Here is a 14994-nt window from a genome sequence, read left to right as displayed (position 1 = left end):
GACATGGCGGCTCTCATTCTGTTTGGCGGCGGCGGCGATCTGGCGATGCGCATGCTCCTGCCGTCGCTCTATTTCCTCGAACACGACGGCCTGCTGCCTGAAGGGTTGAAGATCATCGGCGCCGCGCGTTCCGAAGAGAGCGCCGACGACTATATCGCCAAGGTGCGCGAGGCGGTGAAGGCGCGCGCCGAGGCGGACAAGGTCTGGGACGAGGCCAGCTGGTCGCGGATGGAGGCCCGCCTGGACTATCTGGCGGTCGACGCCACCTCGCCCGAAAGCCTCAAGCCGCTGAAGGACAAGGTCGGCGACGGCGAGGTCACCTCCTTCCTGGCCGTATCTCCCTCGCTCTATGCCCGCATCGTCACGGCGATGAAGGCGGCGGGTCTGGCGGAAAAGAACTGCCGCATCGTGCTGGAAAAGCCGGTCGGGCGCGACCTGAAGTCCTTCCTCGAAATCGACGACGCCGTGGCCCACGCCTTCAGCGAAAACCAGGTGTTCCGCATCGACCACTACCTGGGCAAGGAGACGGTCCAGAACCTGATCGCTCTGCGGTTTGGCAACACGATCTTCGAACCGCTGTGGAACAACCTGTCCATCGACCACGTGCAGATCACGATCGGCGAGACGGTGGGTGTCGGCGATCGCTGGCCCTACTATGACGAATACGGCGCCCTGCGCGACATGCTGCAGAACCACATGCTGCAGCTGCTGTGTCTGGTGGCGATGGAGCCGCCCAGCGACCTGGATCCCGACTCGGTGCGCAACGAGAAGGTCAAGGTGCTGCGCTCCTTGCGTCCGATTACCCCCGACGAGGCTGAGCGCGTGACAGCGCGCGGTCAGTATGTGGCGGGCGTCTCGGAGGGCAAGCCGGCCAAGGGCTATGACGAGGAGCGCGGCCAGCCGTCCGACACCGAGACCTTCGTCGCCGTTCGCGCCGATATCGACAACTGGCGCTGGGCGGGCGTGCCCTTCTTCATGCGGACCGGCAAGCGCCTGCCCGAGAAGCGCACCGAGATCGTCATCCAGTTCAAGCCGGTGCCCCACTCGATCTTCGACCGCGACGACCGGGGCGAGGTTCAGGCCAACCGGATGATCATCGAGCTGCAGCCCGAGGAAGACATCTCGCTGACGGTGATGAACAAGCGTCCGGGCCTGGATCAGCGCATGCAGTTGCAGCCGATCAAGATGAGCCTGTCGTGGGGTGTGGACGGCAAGTCCGCCGCCCCACCGCGCCGCCGCATCGCCTATGAGCGGCTGCTGCTGGACGCCATGGCCGGCGATTCGACCCTGTTCGTACGGCGCGACGAGGCCGAGCAGGCCTGGAAATGGGTGGACGAGGTGTCCGAGGCCTGGGCCGAATCCGGTCTGAAGCCCGACAACTACGTCGCCGGAACCTGGGGTCCCGACAGCGCCGACATGCTGATGATGCGGACCGGCCGCGACTGGAATACGACCGATGTCTGAGACCCCCGTCATCGAAGCCTTCGCCTCCGTCGAGGCCTGGGCCGAAGCCATCGCCGCGCGTCTGGCCGAAACTCTTGGCGCGGCCGTCCGCGACCATGGCCAGGCCCTGTTCGCCGGTCCCGGCGGTTCGACGCCCGCACCCGTCTACCGCCGCCTGGCGGCGACCGATCTGGATTGGTCCAAACTCGCCGTGACCCTGGTGGACGAGCGGTATGTGCCCGAGACCTCGCCAGAATCGAATGCCCGTCTGATCCGCGACGTGCTTCTTCAGGACAAGGCGGCCGCCGCGCGCTTCATCCCGCTCTATACGCCCGAGGTCACCGTGGACCGCGCGGCCATCGTGGCGGCCAACGCCTTGGCCGATGCCGGCGGGCGGTTCGATGCGGTGCTGCTGGGCATGGGCGAAGACGGCCATATCTGCTCCATGTTCCCCGAAAGCCCGACGCTGAAGGCCCTGCTGACGCCGACGCTGAAGCCGACCGTTCTGGGCGTGCCGCATGGGCGCGACGGCATGGCGCCGACGCTCGAACGGCTGTCGATCAACCTGCCCTATCTGATGTCTGCGGGCCGGGTGATCCTGGGCCTGAAGGGCGCCGCCAAGCGTCGCGTCTTCGAAGAACAGGCCCAGGGCGATCCCAAGATCCAACCCATCGCCGCCTTGATCGCCGCCGGTGTTCCCCTTGAAGTTTTGTGGACGGAGGAAGGCTGATGGCGCTTCATCCCACGGTCGCTGCGGTCACCGCCCGCATCATAGAGAAAAGCCGCGAGACCCGCGCCGACTACATCCGTCGCATGGACGCGGCCCGAGACAGCGGCGCCGGACGCGCCAAGCTGAGCTGCGCCAACTGGGCCCACGCCTTCGCGGGCCAGACGATCGCCGACAAGCTGACCGCGATGGATGGGTCCAAGCCCAATCTGGGCATCGTCACCGCCTATAACGACATGCTGTCGGCCCACCAGCCGTTCGAACGCTTCCCCGACGTGGTGCGCAAGGCCGTGCGCGAGGTCGGCGCTACGGCCCAGGTCGCCGGCGGCACCCCCGCCATGTGCGACGGCGTCACCCAGGGTCGTCCCGGCATGGAGCTGTCGCTGTTCAGCCGCGACCTGATCGCCATGTCGGCGGGCATCGCCCTGACGCACGACGCCTTCGACGCCGGCCTGATGCTGGGCGTGTGCGACAAGATCGTACCGGGCCTGTTCATGGGCGCCCTGGCCTTTGGCCACCTGCCCGTCGTCTTCGCACCCGCCGGGCCTATGCCGTCGGGCATTCCGAACGCGGAGAAGGCCCGGGTCCGGGCCGAATATGCGCAGAACAAGGTCGATCGTCAGACCCTGCTGGAAAGCGAGATCGGCAGCTATCACTCGCCCGGCACCTGCACCTTCTACGGCACCGCCAACTCCAACCAAATGATGATGGAGCTGGGCGGCCTGCACATGCCCTCCACCGCCTTCGTCCATCCCGACACCGGCCTGCGTGACGCCCTGACCGCGGCGGCGGCGAAACGGGCGGTCGAACTGGCGCGCAGCGGCGAGTGCCGCATGGCCGACGTCATCGACGAGAAGTCCATCGTCAACATGATAGTGGCCCTGCTGGCCACCGGCGGCTCGACCAATCACGCCATCCACCTGGTCGCCATGGCGCGGGCGGCAGGGGTTCTGATCGACTGGACCGACATGGACGAGCTATCGTCGGTCACGCCGCTGCTGGCGCGGGTCTATCCCAACGGCTCGGCCGATGTGAACGCCTTCCAGGCCGCCGGTGGCGTCGCCTTCATCGCCCGCGAACTGGCGATGGCGGGCAATATCCACACTGACGTCACGACCATCATGGGTCAGGGCATCCAGGCCTATTTCCAGGAACCGTCGATGGTGGACGGCGAACTGGTCTGGCGCGACGGCGTCCAGGAAAGTCTCGATCTCGACATTCTGCGCCCGGCCTCCAATCCCTTCGACAAGGAGGGGGGCTTGCGTCTGGTTCAGGGCGACCTGGGTCGTGCGGTCATCAAGATCTCTGCGGTCAAACCCGAGAACCGCATCGTCGAGGCGCCCGCCGCCGTGTTCGAAACCCAGGAAGACGCGCTGCAAGCCTTCCGCGACGGCAAGCTGTTCCGCGACGTGGTCGTGGTCCTGCGCTTCCAAGGGCCCAAGGCGAACGGCATGCCGGAACTGCACAGCCTGTCGCCGGCCCTGTCCGTTATTCAGGACAAGGGGTTCAAGGTCGCCTTCGTCACCGACGGCCGCATGTCGGGCGCCAGCGGCAAGACGCCCGCCGCCATCCACGTCTCGCCCGAGGCCCTGGCCGGCGGTCCGCTGGCCCATGTTCAGGACGGCGACATCATCCGCCTGGACGCCGAGGCCGGGGTTCTGACGACCGTCGGCGTTTCCGACCTGACCGCCCGTCCGCTGGCCGCCCGGTCCGCCGTCAACGCGGAGGGTTCGTCCTGGGGCTATGGCCGTGAACTGTTCGGCGCCTTCCGCCATGTGGTCACGACGGCCGAGCAGGGGGCGACGGTCTGTTTCGCCCTGCCGACCGGTTCGCGCGGCAACGACGACACCCCGCCCAATCCCAACTTCGTCGATCGGACCGTGGACGCCTGATCCACCGAACCGAGCGCAGGAAACGACCCAATGAATGACAAGACCCTTCTCGTCGGCGATGTCGGCGGCACAAACGCCCGCTTCGCCGTGGCTCGCATGGTGGACGGCAAGCCCGTGCTGGACCACCACGACAGCTTCCCGGCCGAGACCTATCCGACCTTCCTGGAAGGCGTCGCCGCCTTCATCGACGGCTGCGAGGTCAAGCCGACGGGCGGCGTGATCGCTGTCGCCGGTCCTGTGACGGACGGCGCCATCGACCTGACCAACTCGCCCTGGCAGGTGTCGGAGGCGGAGCTTCAGACCCTGGGCCTGAAACCCGTCAAGCTGATCAACGACTTCGAGGCCCTGGCCTGGGGCGCGCCCATCGTGCCGGAAGACCAGCTGGAGAGCCTGGGCGGGCCGGTCGACGGCGATCCGCACTGCACCGTCGCGGTGCTCGGCCCCGGCACCGGCTTCGGGGTCTCGGCCCTAGTGCGCGATGCGGCCGGCAAGGAAATGGCCATGCCGTCCGAGGGCGGGCACGCCTGCTTCCCCCCCGGCGATCCGGTCGAGGATGAAATCCTGCGCATTCTGCGTCGCCGCTATGACCGGGTGTCGATCGAGCGTCTGATTTGCGGGCCGGGCCTGCTGAACATGCACCGGGCCCTGGCCGAGATCGACGGGCGCGAGACCCACATCGACGATCCGGCTCAGATCACCGCAACGGCACTGGCCGATCCGAACAGCCCGTGCGGCGCGACCCTGGCCCGCTTCTGCGCCATCCTGGGCGCGGTCGCCGGCGACATCGCCCTGACCACCGGCGCGCGCGGCGGCGTCTATATCGCCGGCGGCATCGTTCCGCGCATCCTGCCCTTCATCAAGGCCAGTCCCTTCCGCCAGCGCTTTGAGCGCAAGGGCCGGTTCAAGGAGTATATGCAGGACATTCCGACCAAGGTGATCATGCACAAACATGCCGCCCTGCTGGGCGCCGCGCGGGTCGCCTTCGCCCAGTCGGAGGGCTGACGCAACGGGCGATCACGAAAATCTCACGGCGGCGTGAACCGAACCGTCACCGTGGCGTTTGTGTGTTTCCATCTAGGAGAGGAAACTCAAATGAAGAAGTTCGCCATCGCCGCCGCTTCGGTCTTCATGCTGGCCGGCGTCGCCGCCTGCGGTGAAAGCGCCGCCGACAAGGCCGCTGAAAAGCAAGCCGACGCCATCGAAGCGACGGGTGAAGCCCGCGCCGATCAGCTCGAAGCACAGGCCGCCGCCACTTCGAACGAAGCGCAAGAAAAGGCCCTGAACGACAAGGCCGATCAGGTCGAGCAAAACGCGGACCGCAAGGCCGACATGGTCGAGCAGAAAGCCGGCAACGCCGACGGCGGCATGACCACCGCCAATACGCCTTCGACCCACTAAGGTCTGGCGACCCACTAAATCCGTTTACGGGTGGATCAGCCCCCGTCGTTCACGACGGGGGCTTTTTCGTGCCTGCGTTCTCAGTCGATGCACAGGGTCGGGCCGGCCTTGCCGTCCTCGACCGTCGTATTGCAGCCGAAGCGGTCGCTGGTCGCTTGGCAGACGCCGGCCGCCGCCGTCCCCGGCGCCACGCCGCTGTTGCCCTCGATGCGGCAGTCGCCTTGGCACTGATCGCCGTCGGTGCAGCGCTTGCCGGCGTCGGCGTAGCTGATGACGCACTGCCAGGATTGCATCCGCCCGACCTGTTTCATCGTGCCGCCGCGCGTTGCACAGGACGCGGCGTTGGCGCTCTGCATCGGCGCATCCGACGCCGTGCTCGTGGTCTGGGGCGAGCAGGCGGCGGCCAGCAGAGCGACGGCGGCGATGAGGGAAATGCGGATCATGAGATCTGTCCTTTGGTGAAGCCTGACCAGACGTCGTCGTAGTCGAACTGCATCTGCGGTGATTCCGACGCCCATTTCGTGACGCGGATAGGCATGCGCGTCTCGAACATGAAGGCAAGGGTGTTTTCGATCTTGTGCGGCTTCAGTTCAGTCTTGATCGCGCCGTCATAGCTGGCTTGATCGGGGCCGTGGCCGCTCATGCGGTTGTGCAGCGATGCGCCGCCTGGCGCGAATCCGCCGGCCTTGGCGTCATAGGCGCCCGTCACCAGACCCATGAACTCGCTCATCACGTTGCGATGGAACCACGGCGGGCGGAAGGTGTCCTCGGCCACCATCCAGCGCGGCGGGAAAATGACGAAGTCGATGTTGGCGGTGCCCGGCGTCTCGGACGGGCTGGTGAGGACGGTGAAGATCGACGGATCGGGGTGGTCGTAGCTGACGGTGTTGATCGTGTTGAACCGCGCCGTGTCATAGCGGCAGGGCGCCAGATTGCCGTGCCAGGCGACGACGTCCAGCGGGCTGTGATCGAAGGTCGTGGCCCACAGGCGCCCGCCGTATTTCTGGACGCACTCGGTCGGGCGATCCACATCCTCGAAGGCGGCGACCGGCGTTTCGAAGTCGCGCGGATTGGCCAGACCGTTCGACCCGATGGGGCCGAGATCCGGCAGACGGAACGGACTGCCGTAGTTCTCGCAGACATAACCGCGCACGTCCCCCTCGACCTCGACGCGGAACCGCACGCCGCGCGGGATCAGGACGATGTGACCCGGCTGGGCCTCGATGACGCCGAACTCGGTGACGAAGCGATGGTCGCCTTCTTGAGGCACGATCAGCAGTTCGCCGTCGGCGTCATAGAAGACCCGGTCGGTCATCGACCGGTTGGCGACATACAGGTGAATGCCCGCCCCGGCCCCGCCGTCCGGCTCGCCGTTGCCGCCATATGTCGTCAGCCCCTCGACCCAGTCGGTCGCAGCCTGCGGGATCGGCAGCGGGTCCCAGCGCATCCGGTTGGGATTGGGCGGCGTCTCGTCGAACGGACCGGAGCGGACCCGCCCCTGATCGAAGGGGGTGTAAGGTCCATGCTGGGCCGAGGGACGCAGGCGATAGAGCCAGCTGCGCCGGTTCTCGGCGCGCGGGGCGGTGAAGGCGGTGCCGGACAGCTGTTCGGCATACAGGCCCATCGGCGTCTTCTGCGGCGAGTTTCGGCCCACCGGCAGGGCGCCGGGCGCGGCCTCGGTCGCGAAATGATTGCCGAAACCGGTCATGTAGGCGGGCGCGTTGGATCGCGTCATGTCGTGTCTCCCTATGCTCCCTCGTTTAGCCGTCCCCGGCGCCAGCGTCACCCTTTGCCCGTCAGGCAACAGCTTGGCGGTTGGCGCGTTGCTGTGGCCTCGCGGAGGGATTTTCATGACCTATCTGACCCGGGCGGTGTTCGCCTTCGCCAGCCTTCTGCTGTTGCTGGCGGCCATGGCCCTGATCGGGTTCGGGGTGAAGGATGCGCTGCACGGCATCGGCTCGCCCGACAAGTCCGGCGCCGACGCGGTTCTGGACGTGCTGGGCTACGTCATCGTCGCCATCGCCGTCTTTGACGTGGCCAAATACATCTTCGAGGACGAGGTGCGGCGCGGGAATGAGCGTCGCAGCGCCGCCGAGGCCCGGCGCAGCCTGACGAAGTTTCTGTCGACCATCGTCATCGCCCTGTTCCTAGAAGCGCTGGTGGTGGTGTTCAAGACGGCGCGCGAGGACGTGGCGCAGCTGCTCTATCCCACCGCCCTGCTGATCGCCTCGGTGCTGGTTCTGGTGGGCCTGGGCGTCTTCCAGCGGCTGTCGGCTACGGTCGAGGAAAAGGTCGGCGACGACGACGAGGCCGAGGAGCGCAAGGACGAGGTCAAGCGCAAGGCCAGCCCCCGCAAAGCCTAGCCCTTCGAGGGCAGGAAGGGCGAGAATGTGATGACGGTGAAGGTGTCGCGCACGTGCGGCCGCGTCTGGACCTGTTTCGTCACGAAAGTTCCGATATCGGCCTCGCGCGGCAGGTTGAACTTGGCCAGCAGGTCGTGCTGACCCGAGGTGGAATAGACCTCCGAGACGTTCTCGACATTGTCAACGATGTCGGCCGCCACGTCGTTGGCGTAGCCCAGCTCGCATTTGATGAAGACGAAGATGGCGGTCATCATGGCGGATCAGTCCTCTGGTTCGAGGGCGCTTCTAGCGGACGATGACGTGACGGGTAAGCCGCAAGACACCGACGCCATGCTGGAGGCGCAATACAACAACCGCGCCCTGGTGCCCGACCACCCCGCCGTCATGGCGCGCTGGAAGGCGGGATCGGAGACGGCCCGCGCCGCTCATTCGCCCCAGGTCCTGAGATACGGCCCAGGCGAGCGCGAGCGGATCGACTGGTTCGACGCCGGGGACGGCGCGCCGGTCGTGGTCTTCCTGCACGGCGGATACTGGCAGGCGCTGGATGCGGGCTGGTTCAGCTTCGTCGCGCCGCCCCTGCTGACCCACGGCGTCAGCGTCGCCATCCCGACCTATGACCTGGCGCCGAGCGTGCGGCTGGGCCGGATCGTCGACCAGATGCGGGCGGCGGTCGATCTGATCCGCGACCGCACCGGCGCCGCGCCCGTCGTCAGCGGCCATTCGGCGGGCGGGCATATGGCGGCCTGCCTGCTGGCGGAAGGTCGAGCCTCGGCGGCCGTCGCCATCTCAGGCGTGTTCGATCTGGAGCCGCTGATCCCCACCTCGCTCAACGTCGCTCTGGACCTGAATAAGGCTGAGGCCCACGCCTTGTCGCCGATCCGCTGGCCGGCGCCCGCCGGCGCGGTTCTGGACTGTATCGTCGGCGGGGCCGAAAGCGAAGCCTTCGTGGACCAGAGCCGCGACATGGCCGCGCGCTGGGGCGCCGCCGGGGCCGAGACGCGGTTCGAGCCCCTGCCCGGCCTGAACCATTTCACGGTTCTGGATCCCCTTTTCGATGCCGAAAGCGCCATGGTCAGGCGGCTGACCGACCTGGCCCATCGACGCTGAGGATCAATCAAACGCTGCCCCCAAAAATGAGTCTAATTCGTCTAATTCGTCTAAAATCCCCATTTCCCCACCGCTGAGGAGATGGGAGCGAACCCGTGCGATTCAAGCGCGACAGCCTCGCTAACGCGGTTTGACTTGACCTTGCGTCCGCGACAGCGGAGGTCGGACGCGAACCTATCGCAGAGGAACCTGTCCATGGCCCATGATCGCGTCAGCGTGCTTCAGGCGCTTCAGACCCAGGGCGTGTGCCCGGTCTTCTACCATCCCGACGCCGAGGTCAGCCTCAACGTCATTCGCGCCTGCGCGCGCGGCGGGGCGCCGGTGGTCGAGTTCACCAATCGCGGCGACTTCGCCTGCGACCTGTTCGGCGAGATCAATCGCGAACTGATCAGGACCGACCCAAACGTCGTTCTGGGCATCGGTTCGGTCGTCGATGCGGGGACGGCCTCGCTTTATCTGAACCGGGGCGCGCGGTTCGTGGTCAGCCCCTGCCTGATCCCCGACGTGGCCAAAGTCTGCAACCGCCGCATGGTCGCCTATTTCCCCGGCTGCGGGTCGGTGACCGACATCGGCGAGGCGCACGAGCTGGGCTGCGACATCGTCAAACTGTTCCCCGGCTCGTCGGTCGGCGGCCCGGACTTCGTCAAGGCGGTCAAGGGCCCGATGCCTTGGGTCAAGATCATGCCCACCGGCGGCGTCGATCCAGACGAGGCGTCGATCGCCAAATGGTTCGGCGCGGGCATCGTCGCGGCGGGCATGGGCTCCAAGCTGGTGACCGATGACGCCGTGAAGTCGGGCGACTGGGCCGCCATCGAGGCGTCGGTGCGCGCGGCGGTGAACGCCGTCGCCGCCTTCCGCGCGTCCAGAAAGGGCTGAGCGCCCAAGCGCCGTCAGCGGGGCGCGGGGTCGTCCGGCTGACGGTGATCCGGCCCGTGGGCCGCGGCGCGACGGGCGGCGCCCTTACGCTGAAGGATCGGGGCCAGGGCCTTGCGCTCCTCGGGCGTCAGCGTCGCCAGCACGGCGACCGCGCCGCTTTCCAGGCGGGTGCGGCCCCGCATCTCGGCGGCTCTCGACTGTTCCAGCAGGCTTTCGACGCGGGCCGCGTCCAGGGTCGGCTGACCGGCGATGTCGATGGCCTCGCGCCGGGCGCCGCGGGCCGCCTCGAAATCAGGACGTGCCACCAGGGCCGATTCTCGCAGCGCGGTGCGCACGCGCTGGCGCACAGCCGGATCCAGATCGGCCAGCACCTCGGCCAGCGGCCCCTCGCGGCCCGGACGGCGTTGATCCTCGATCCGGCGTTCGATCCGATCGCGATTGACGACATAGGTGACCCCGCCCGCCACGGCGAACAGGTTCAGGGCCACCGAGACGGCCAGGGCGATCTTCAAGCTCTTGGACGTCATCCCAGCAGTTCCGTGTCATCCACGCCCGTCAGCGAGGATTGGTAAAGCACCGCATCGGCGCGCGCGTCGGCGGTCAGATGGGTGGTCAGGCCGACGCCGGCGACCACGCCCGCACAGGCCGCGGCGGCCCAACCGGCGCCCAGATACCAGATCGCCTTGCCCAGACGGCTTTTCGCCCGGGGCGCCGCCGCGAGGACGCGAGCCGTCAGGGCGGCGGACGGGACGGGTCTGGGCGCGGCGTCGAGCAGAGCGTCCAGCGCGGCCGCCTGGTCCAGCACCGCCTTCAGCGACGGATCGGCGGCGATCAGGCTTTCGGCGAAGGCGCGCTCGGACGCGGGCCACCGACGCAGGTCGGCGCCGTAGGCGTCCGCCAGTTCGTGCAACCGTTCCGCCTTCATCGTCCGTCTCCTCTAATCGACCCCGGACCGATGTCCGAAAGGGCCAGACGCAATGCGCGACGACCGCGCGACAACAAACTCTCCAGCGCCTCGACGCTGATCTCCATCAGGGCTGCCGCATCGATATTCGACAGCTCCTGATAATGGCACAGGACGATGGCCTCGCGCTGTCGGTCCGGCAGCCGTTTCAGAGCCGCCGTGACCCGCACGCCCGTCTCGGCCTCCAGCAGACCGCGATCCGGCGCCGGGCCTTCGTCGGGACGATCTGGCGGCGTGTCGGTCGGGATTTCGCGCCGACGCCTCAGCCGATCGTAACAGAGGTTCAGCGCGACCCGGTGCAGCCAGGTGTCGAACCGGGCCTTGCCGGGCGTCCATTTGGGCGCTTGGCGCCAGGCCTTGAGCATCGTCTCCTGGGCCACGTCCTCGGCCTCGACCGCATCGCCCAGCATGCGCTGCGCCAGCGACAGGATGTGCGGCAGCTTGCGCGAGACGAGCGTCTGCGCCGCCGCCGGGTCGCCCTGCCCCACGCGCCGCACCAGATCCTCGTCGGGGTCGACGATTGCGACCAAACCTGCCTCTTCCGCTGCTGACGAAAGGGACCGGTGCGTTCACGACGGCCGACCCCGACACCGTCTTACTCCGAAGCCGGAACGGGGGAAGCGGGTTGTTGCGCCGGATACTGAGTCTGGCGCTGAGCCTGGCGGGCCGCGCGGCGTTCCTGCCGTTGCTCACGCTGAGCGGACATGGCCGCCCGGCGCTCGTCGGCGGAGATCACGCCGTCGCGGTTGGCGTCCATCTTGTCGAACCGCTCGCCCAGCTTGGCGGCCGCTTCGGCGATCACCACCGGCCCGCGTTCGCGTCCTTGTCCGCGCATGGCGTGAGGCGCGCCGCCGCGACGGCCCTCACGATGACCGGCGCGTTCAGCGCGCGGACGGCGGTCCGCGCGTGCGGCATGGCCGGCGTCGAACTCGGCACGGCTGATGGAGCCGTCGCCGTTCGCATCCAGCTTGGCGAAGTGGTCGCCTGCGCGTTCGGCGCGACGGGCCTGCATGGCGGCGGCGCGTTCCTCGGGGCTGACCACGCCGTCGCGGTTCGTATCGAGCGCGGTCAAACGCGCAATGCGCGCATCGACGAACTCGGCGCGGGTGATCTGGCGGTGCGGATCCGCGCGCGCATGGTGCGGCGCAGGCGCGCCGGCGGCGGGGGCCGGCGGAACCTGTGCAGTCGCGGCGCCGGCGGCGGCGGCCAGAGCGATGACGCCCAGGCCGGTCAGAAAGGTCTTTCTCATCTCGATCATCTCCACGGGCGCGTTTGGCGCCCTTTGAAATCGCCCTGTCAGGAGATTGAACGCGGTCAGTCGGATTCTCCGTCGCGGCCTGCTGGAACCGCCCGCTCGAAGGCCTTTCGCGCCCGCGCGCGCAGGTCGGTCAGCTCGGTCTTCAGCGTGTCGAAGTCCGGCGCGCCAGCGGCCTCGGCCAGGCGCAGCTGGAAGACGCCGGGCTCGCCCTCCGGATCGACCCGCCCCTCGAAGGCGGCGGCCAGAAGATGGGCCAGCCGCTGCTGCACGCGCCAGGCCTCGGCCAACACCGGGTCGTCGTGCAGGGCCTCAAGCGTCGACAGGGTCAAGGGTTCGCCGATGGCGGCGGCCCGAAGCTGGCGGAACTGGGCCGCGAACTCGGCGTCCACCTGCCCGCCCGGCGACAGCTTCAGATCCCAGAAGCCGTACGGGCGACGCTCACGATCCATCAGGCTACGCATCTTTCGGACATCGGCCGCGACATCGACGCCGGGACGCGGGCGACGCAGGGCGGCCTCGATGGCGGCCGAAACCTGGGCGCCGAACTTTAGATCGCTGGCCCAGACCACGCGGGCGCGGGTCAGGACCATGAACTCCCAGGTCTCGGCCTCCTTGGCGTAATAGGCGTCGAACGCCTTCAGCCGCACCGAAACCGGCCCCTTGGAGCCGGTGGGGCGCAGGCGCATGTCCACTTCATAGAGGCCGCCTTCCGCCGTATGCGCCGACAGGGCCGCGATCAGCCGCTGGGTGAAGCGGGCGTAGAAGACGTCGGCGGTCCAGCCCTTGATCTCGGAGGTCGCCTCGGGCGGCGCCTCATACAGGGTCATCAGATCGAGATCAGATCCGGCCGTCATCTCGCGCGAGCCGGCCTTGCCCAAGGCGACCACCGCCACTGCGCCGGGGAAGGCGCCGCCCAGCCGTTCGGTCTCGGCCAGCGCCGCCGGCGACAAGGTGCGCATGGCGGCGTCGGCCAGGGCGGCGTAGGCGCGGCCCGCCGCCTCGGCGCCCGCCCGGCCGGTTAAGGCGTGGATGCCGATACGAAACATCTGCTCGCGGTGCAGGCGGCGCACGGCGTTCATGGCCCCCTCGAAATCTTCGGTCTCGCCGGCCTCGCGCAGCATCTGCTCGGTCAGGCCGGTCTCTTCGGACAGATCGACCAGGAAGCGGGCGTCCAGCACGCCATCCAGCGCCGCCGGTTGCCGGCCCAAGGTCCGTGCCAGACGTGGCGCGAAGGCCATGACGCCCAGCACCATCTCGAACAGTTTGGGCTGGTTCAGGAACAGGGCCTGGACCTGCACGCCCGCCGCCAGCCCGGAGAAGAAGACCGCGAAACGGCGGAACGCCTCGTCGGGCGCACCCGATCGGGCCAAGGCCTCCAGCAGGCGCGGAGCCAGGCGGGTGAACAGTTCGCGCCCCCGCGCCGTGCGCGTCGCCGGGATGCGGCCGTGGTGCCAGCTGCGGATGGTGTCAGCGACCGACGGCGCCTCGGAAAAGCCCATGCGACGCAGGGTTTCCAGCGTCTCGGGATCGTTCTCGACCCCGGTGAAGACCAGGCTGCCGTAGCTGGAGTCCAGATCTTCGCCGCCCTCGAACAGTTCGCCGTAGCGGGCGTTGACCCGCGCCAGCAGGGCTTCGACCCGGGCGTCGAAGGCGGCCAGGTCGTTCGAACCGGCCAGGGCGGCGACGGCGGCGCGGCGCTCGTCATCCTCGGGCAGGCGATGGGTCTGCTCGTCGTCGAGCATCTGCACGCGGTGCTCCAGCCCGCGCAGCTCGACATAGGCGGCGGACAGTTCCTCGCAGACCGCCTGGGGTACATGGCGCGCCTCGGCCAGAGCCTTCAGCGCCTCCAGCGTGCGAGGCTTGCGCAAAGCCGGATCGCGGCCGCCCAGGATCAGCTGCTGGGTCTGGGCGTAGAATTCGATCTCGCGGATGCCGCCGCGTCCCAGCTTCAGATTGGCCCCGGCGGCCTGCAGCCCCTCGCCCGTCTTGTGGACGTGGATCTGTTTCTTGATCGACTGGATGTCGAGGACGGCTGCGTAATCCAGGCTGCGCCGCCAGATGAAGGGGATCATGGCCTTCAGGAACCGACCCGCCGCGCGCATGTCGCCCAGCACCGGCCGCGCCTTGATGAAGGCCGCCCGCTCCCAGTTCTGGCCGACGCTCTCATAATAGGCCAGGGCCATCGGCCCGGCGACGACTGGCGGGGTTGAGGACGGGTCCGGCCGCAACCGCAGATCGACGCGGAAGACATAGCCGTCGCCTGTCCGCTCGGTCAGCAGGCCGGCGATCCCCTTGCCGACGCGATTGGCGAAGTCCTGCATCTCCTCGCCCTCGCGCAGAGCCAGGCCCATAAGGCGCGGCTCGAAGAAGAGGGAGATGTCGATGTCGGACGAATAGTTCAGTTCGTTGGCGCCGTGTTTGCCCATGGCCAGGCCGAACAGGCCGGGAATGGGGCCGCGCGGATCGCCGGGCGGCGAGATCAGCCGGCCGCGCGCCCTCTGTTCAGCGGCGACCGCGCGCAGGGCGGCGCGGCATGAGGCGTCGGCGAACCGGGACAGGGCGTCGGTAACCTGATCCAGATCCCACACCCCGCCCAGATCGGCCAGGGCGGTCAGCAGGTGCAGGTCGGCCTTCAGCACCCGCAGCGGGGCGCGCACCGCGTCCGGCTCGGCGTCCAGCGCGTCCGTGTCGCGAAGAATCCGCTCCAGCGCCTCGACCGGATCGGCGTTCAGCAGACGACCCAGATGGGCAGGCCGGCGGCGCATCAGACCGGCGAGATAGGGCGAGGCGCCGGCGACGGGGGCCAGGGCGGGCCAGGCGGCGTCCAGAGTCTCGCGCCAGCCGTCGGCGTCGGCGGCTTGGATCAGGGTTTCGTGCAGGCGGTCGGCGGCGGCGATATTTGTGACCGGACCGGCGGGCGTGAGGCTGTAGGCCAGCGGGATCGAGGTTTCTGGATGGGCCATCAC

The 14994-nt window shown here is 68.3% G+C and carries 16 protein-coding genes; 8 read left to right on the top strand and 8 right to left on the bottom strand.

Annotation, left to right across the window (positions count from 1 at the left end; genetic code table 11):
• The first annotated feature begins 3 nt into the window (after nt 1–3).
• From zwf to O2K97_RS04485, 5 genes are all read left to right on the top strand, one after another.
• On the top strand, nt 4–1464 hold the full coding sequence (gene zwf / locus O2K97_RS04505; RefSeq protein WP_269220617.1) for a glucose-6-phosphate dehydrogenase: 1461 nt from the start codon (nt 4–6) through the stop codon (nt 1462–1464).
• On the top strand, nt 1457–2173 hold the full coding sequence (gene pgl / locus O2K97_RS04500; RefSeq protein WP_269220616.1) for a 6-phosphogluconolactonase: 717 nt from the start codon (nt 1457–1459) through the stop codon (nt 2171–2173). The genes zwf and pgl overlap by 8 nt, the downstream gene beginning before the upstream one ends.
• Entirely contained in the window at nt 2173–4062 is a 1890-nt protein-coding gene (gene edd / locus O2K97_RS04495; RefSeq protein ID WP_269220615.1) for a phosphogluconate dehydratase, read from the top strand. Before pgl ends, edd begins: the two co-directional genes overlap by 1 nt.
• 30 nt (nt 4063–4092) lie before the next feature.
• Nucleotides 4093–5064: a glucokinase gene (gene glk / locus O2K97_RS04490; RefSeq protein WP_269220614.1), complete on the top strand. Its 972-nt coding sequence runs from the start codon at nt 4093–4095 to the stop codon at nt 5062–5064.
• Between the two features lie 90 nt (nt 5065–5154).
• Nucleotides 5155–5460 carry a hypothetical protein gene (locus O2K97_RS04485; protein WP_017504395.1) on the top strand — a complete coding sequence of 102 codons (306 nt, stop codon included), beginning with the start codon at nt 5155–5157 and terminating at the stop codon, nt 5458–5460.
• Nucleotides 5461–5540: 80 nt separating this feature from the next.
• On the opposite strand, the gene O2K97_RS04480 is transcribed toward O2K97_RS04485, so the two are convergent.
• Nucleotides 5541–5903: a hypothetical protein gene (locus O2K97_RS04480; RefSeq protein WP_269220613.1), complete on the bottom strand. Its 363-nt coding sequence runs from the start codon at nt 5901–5903 to the stop codon at nt 5541–5543.
• Complete coding sequence (gene hmgA / locus O2K97_RS04475; RefSeq protein WP_269220612.1) at nt 5900–7195, bottom strand: homogentisate 1,2-dioxygenase; 1296 nt, start codon at nt 7193–7195, stop codon at nt 5900–5902. The genes O2K97_RS04480 and hmgA overlap by 4 nt, the downstream gene beginning before the upstream one ends.
• A 115-nt stretch (nt 7196–7310) precedes the next feature.
• On the opposite strand from hmgA, the gene O2K97_RS04470 reads away from it, so the two are divergent.
• Nucleotides 7311–7823 carry a hypothetical protein gene (locus O2K97_RS04470; protein WP_017504392.1) on the top strand — a complete coding sequence of 171 codons (513 nt, stop codon included), beginning with the start codon at nt 7311–7313 and terminating at the stop codon, nt 7821–7823.
• Here O2K97_RS04470 and O2K97_RS04465 read toward each other — a convergent pair.
• Entirely contained in the window at nt 7820–8077 is a 258-nt protein-coding gene (locus O2K97_RS04465; RefSeq protein ID WP_269220611.1) for an Lrp/AsnC ligand binding domain-containing protein, read from the bottom strand. The two genes, O2K97_RS04470 and O2K97_RS04465, sit on opposite strands and share 4 nt — an antisense overlap.
• Here O2K97_RS04465 and O2K97_RS04460 point away from each other — a divergent pair.
• Together O2K97_RS04460 and O2K97_RS04455 are read left to right on the top strand one after the other, a co-directional pair.
• Nucleotides 8064–8930, top strand: a complete 867-nt coding sequence (locus O2K97_RS04460) for an alpha/beta hydrolase (protein WP_269220610.1) — start codon at nt 8064–8066, stop codon at nt 8928–8930. The two genes, O2K97_RS04465 and O2K97_RS04460, sit on opposite strands and share 14 nt — an antisense overlap.
• Before the next feature lie 195 nt (nt 8931–9125).
• Nucleotides 9126–9806, top strand: coding sequence for a bifunctional 4-hydroxy-2-oxoglutarate aldolase/2-dehydro-3-deoxy-phosphogluconate aldolase (locus O2K97_RS04455; RefSeq protein WP_269220609.1), 681 nt, complete (start codon nt 9126–9128; stop codon nt 9804–9806).
• A gap of 14 nt (nt 9807–9820) precedes the next feature.
• On the opposite strand, the gene O2K97_RS04450 is transcribed toward O2K97_RS04455, so the two are convergent.
• The 5 genes from O2K97_RS04450 to O2K97_RS04430 all read right to left on the bottom strand — a co-directional run bounded on the left by O2K97_RS04450 (nt 9821) and on the right by O2K97_RS04430 (nt 14991).
• Nucleotides 9821–10333 (bottom strand): periplasmic heavy metal sensor, encoded by a 513-nt coding sequence (locus tag O2K97_RS04450; RefSeq protein WP_269220608.1) that lies wholly within the window; start codon nt 10331–10333, stop codon nt 9821–9823.
• Complete coding sequence (locus tag O2K97_RS04445) at nt 10330–10731, bottom strand: hypothetical protein (RefSeq protein ID WP_269220607.1); 402 nt, start codon at nt 10729–10731, stop codon at nt 10330–10332. The genes O2K97_RS04450 and O2K97_RS04445 overlap by 4 nt, the downstream gene beginning before the upstream one ends.
• Complete coding sequence (locus O2K97_RS04440) at nt 10728–11300, bottom strand: RNA polymerase sigma factor (protein ID WP_269220606.1); 573 nt, start codon at nt 11298–11300, stop codon at nt 10728–10730. Before O2K97_RS04440 ends, O2K97_RS04445 begins: the two co-directional genes overlap by 4 nt.
• A gap of 65 nt (nt 11301–11365) precedes the next feature.
• Complete coding sequence (locus tag O2K97_RS04435) at nt 11366–12019, bottom strand: EF-hand domain-containing protein (protein WP_269220605.1); 654 nt, start codon at nt 12017–12019, stop codon at nt 11366–11368.
• A gap of 65 nt (nt 12020–12084) precedes the next feature.
• Nucleotides 12085–14991 carry a bifunctional [glutamine synthetase] adenylyltransferase/[glutamine synthetase]-adenylyl-L-tyrosine phosphorylase gene (locus O2K97_RS04430; protein WP_269220604.1) on the bottom strand — a complete coding sequence of 969 codons (2907 nt, stop codon included), beginning with the start codon at nt 14989–14991 and terminating at the stop codon, nt 12085–12087.
• Nucleotides 14992–14994 lie beyond the last annotated feature (3 nt).

It is taken from the genome of Brevundimonas vesicularis (genome assembly GCF_027105095.1).
Lineage (GTDB): Bacteria > Pseudomonadota > Alphaproteobacteria > Caulobacterales > Caulobacteraceae > Brevundimonas > Brevundimonas vesicularis_E.
Note: the sequence above shows the minus strand (reverse complement) of the source record. Positions and strands in the feature narration are given on the sequence as shown.

Bases quoted from the DNA above. Each gene is read 5' to 3' on its own strand.
- zwf (WP_269220617.1), top strand. From the start codon at position 4: ATGGCGGCTCTCATTCTGTTTGGCGGCGGCGGCGATCTGGCGATGCGC.
- O2K97_RS04430 (WP_269220604.1), bottom strand. From the start codon at position 14,991: ATGGCCCATCCAGAAACCTCGATCCCGCTGGCCTACAGCCTCACGCCC.
- O2K97_RS04435 (WP_269220605.1), bottom strand. From the start codon at position 12,019: ATGAGAAAGACCTTTCTGACCGGCCTGGGCGTCATCGCTCTGGCCGCC.
- hmgA (WP_269220612.1), bottom strand. From the start codon at position 7,195: ATGACGCGATCCAACGCGCCCGCCTACATGACCGGTTTCGGCAATCAT.
- O2K97_RS04485 (WP_017504395.1), top strand. From the start codon at position 5,155: ATGAAGAAGTTCGCCATCGCCGCCGCTTCGGTCTTCATGCTGGCCGGC.
- glk (WP_269220614.1), top strand. From the start codon at position 4,093: ATGAATGACAAGACCCTTCTCGTCGGCGATGTCGGCGGCACAAACGCC.
- edd (WP_269220615.1), top strand. From the start codon at position 2,173: ATGGCGCTTCATCCCACGGTCGCTGCGGTCACCGCCCGCATCATAGAG.
- O2K97_RS04460 (WP_269220610.1), top strand. From the start codon at position 8,064: ATGGCGGTCATCATGGCGGATCAGTCCTCTGGTTCGAGGGCGCTTCTA.
- O2K97_RS04455 (WP_269220609.1), top strand. From the start codon at position 9,126: ATGGCCCATGATCGCGTCAGCGTGCTTCAGGCGCTTCAGACCCAGGGC.
- O2K97_RS04465 (WP_269220611.1), bottom strand. From the start codon at position 8,077: ATGATGACCGCCATCTTCGTCTTCATCAAATGCGAGCTGGGCTACGCC.
- O2K97_RS04480 (WP_269220613.1), bottom strand. From the start codon at position 5,903: ATGATCCGCATTTCCCTCATCGCCGCCGTCGCTCTGCTGGCCGCCGCC.
- O2K97_RS04470 (WP_017504392.1), top strand. From the start codon at position 7,311: ATGACCTATCTGACCCGGGCGGTGTTCGCCTTCGCCAGCCTTCTGCTG.
- O2K97_RS04445 (WP_269220607.1), bottom strand. From the start codon at position 10,731: ATGAAGGCGGAACGGTTGCACGAACTGGCGGACGCCTACGGCGCCGAC.
- O2K97_RS04450 (WP_269220608.1), bottom strand. From the start codon at position 10,333: ATGACGTCCAAGAGCTTGAAGATCGCCCTGGCCGTCTCGGTGGCCCTG.
- pgl (WP_269220616.1), top strand. From the start codon at position 1,457: ATGTCTGAGACCCCCGTCATCGAAGCCTTCGCCTCCGTCGAGGCCTGG.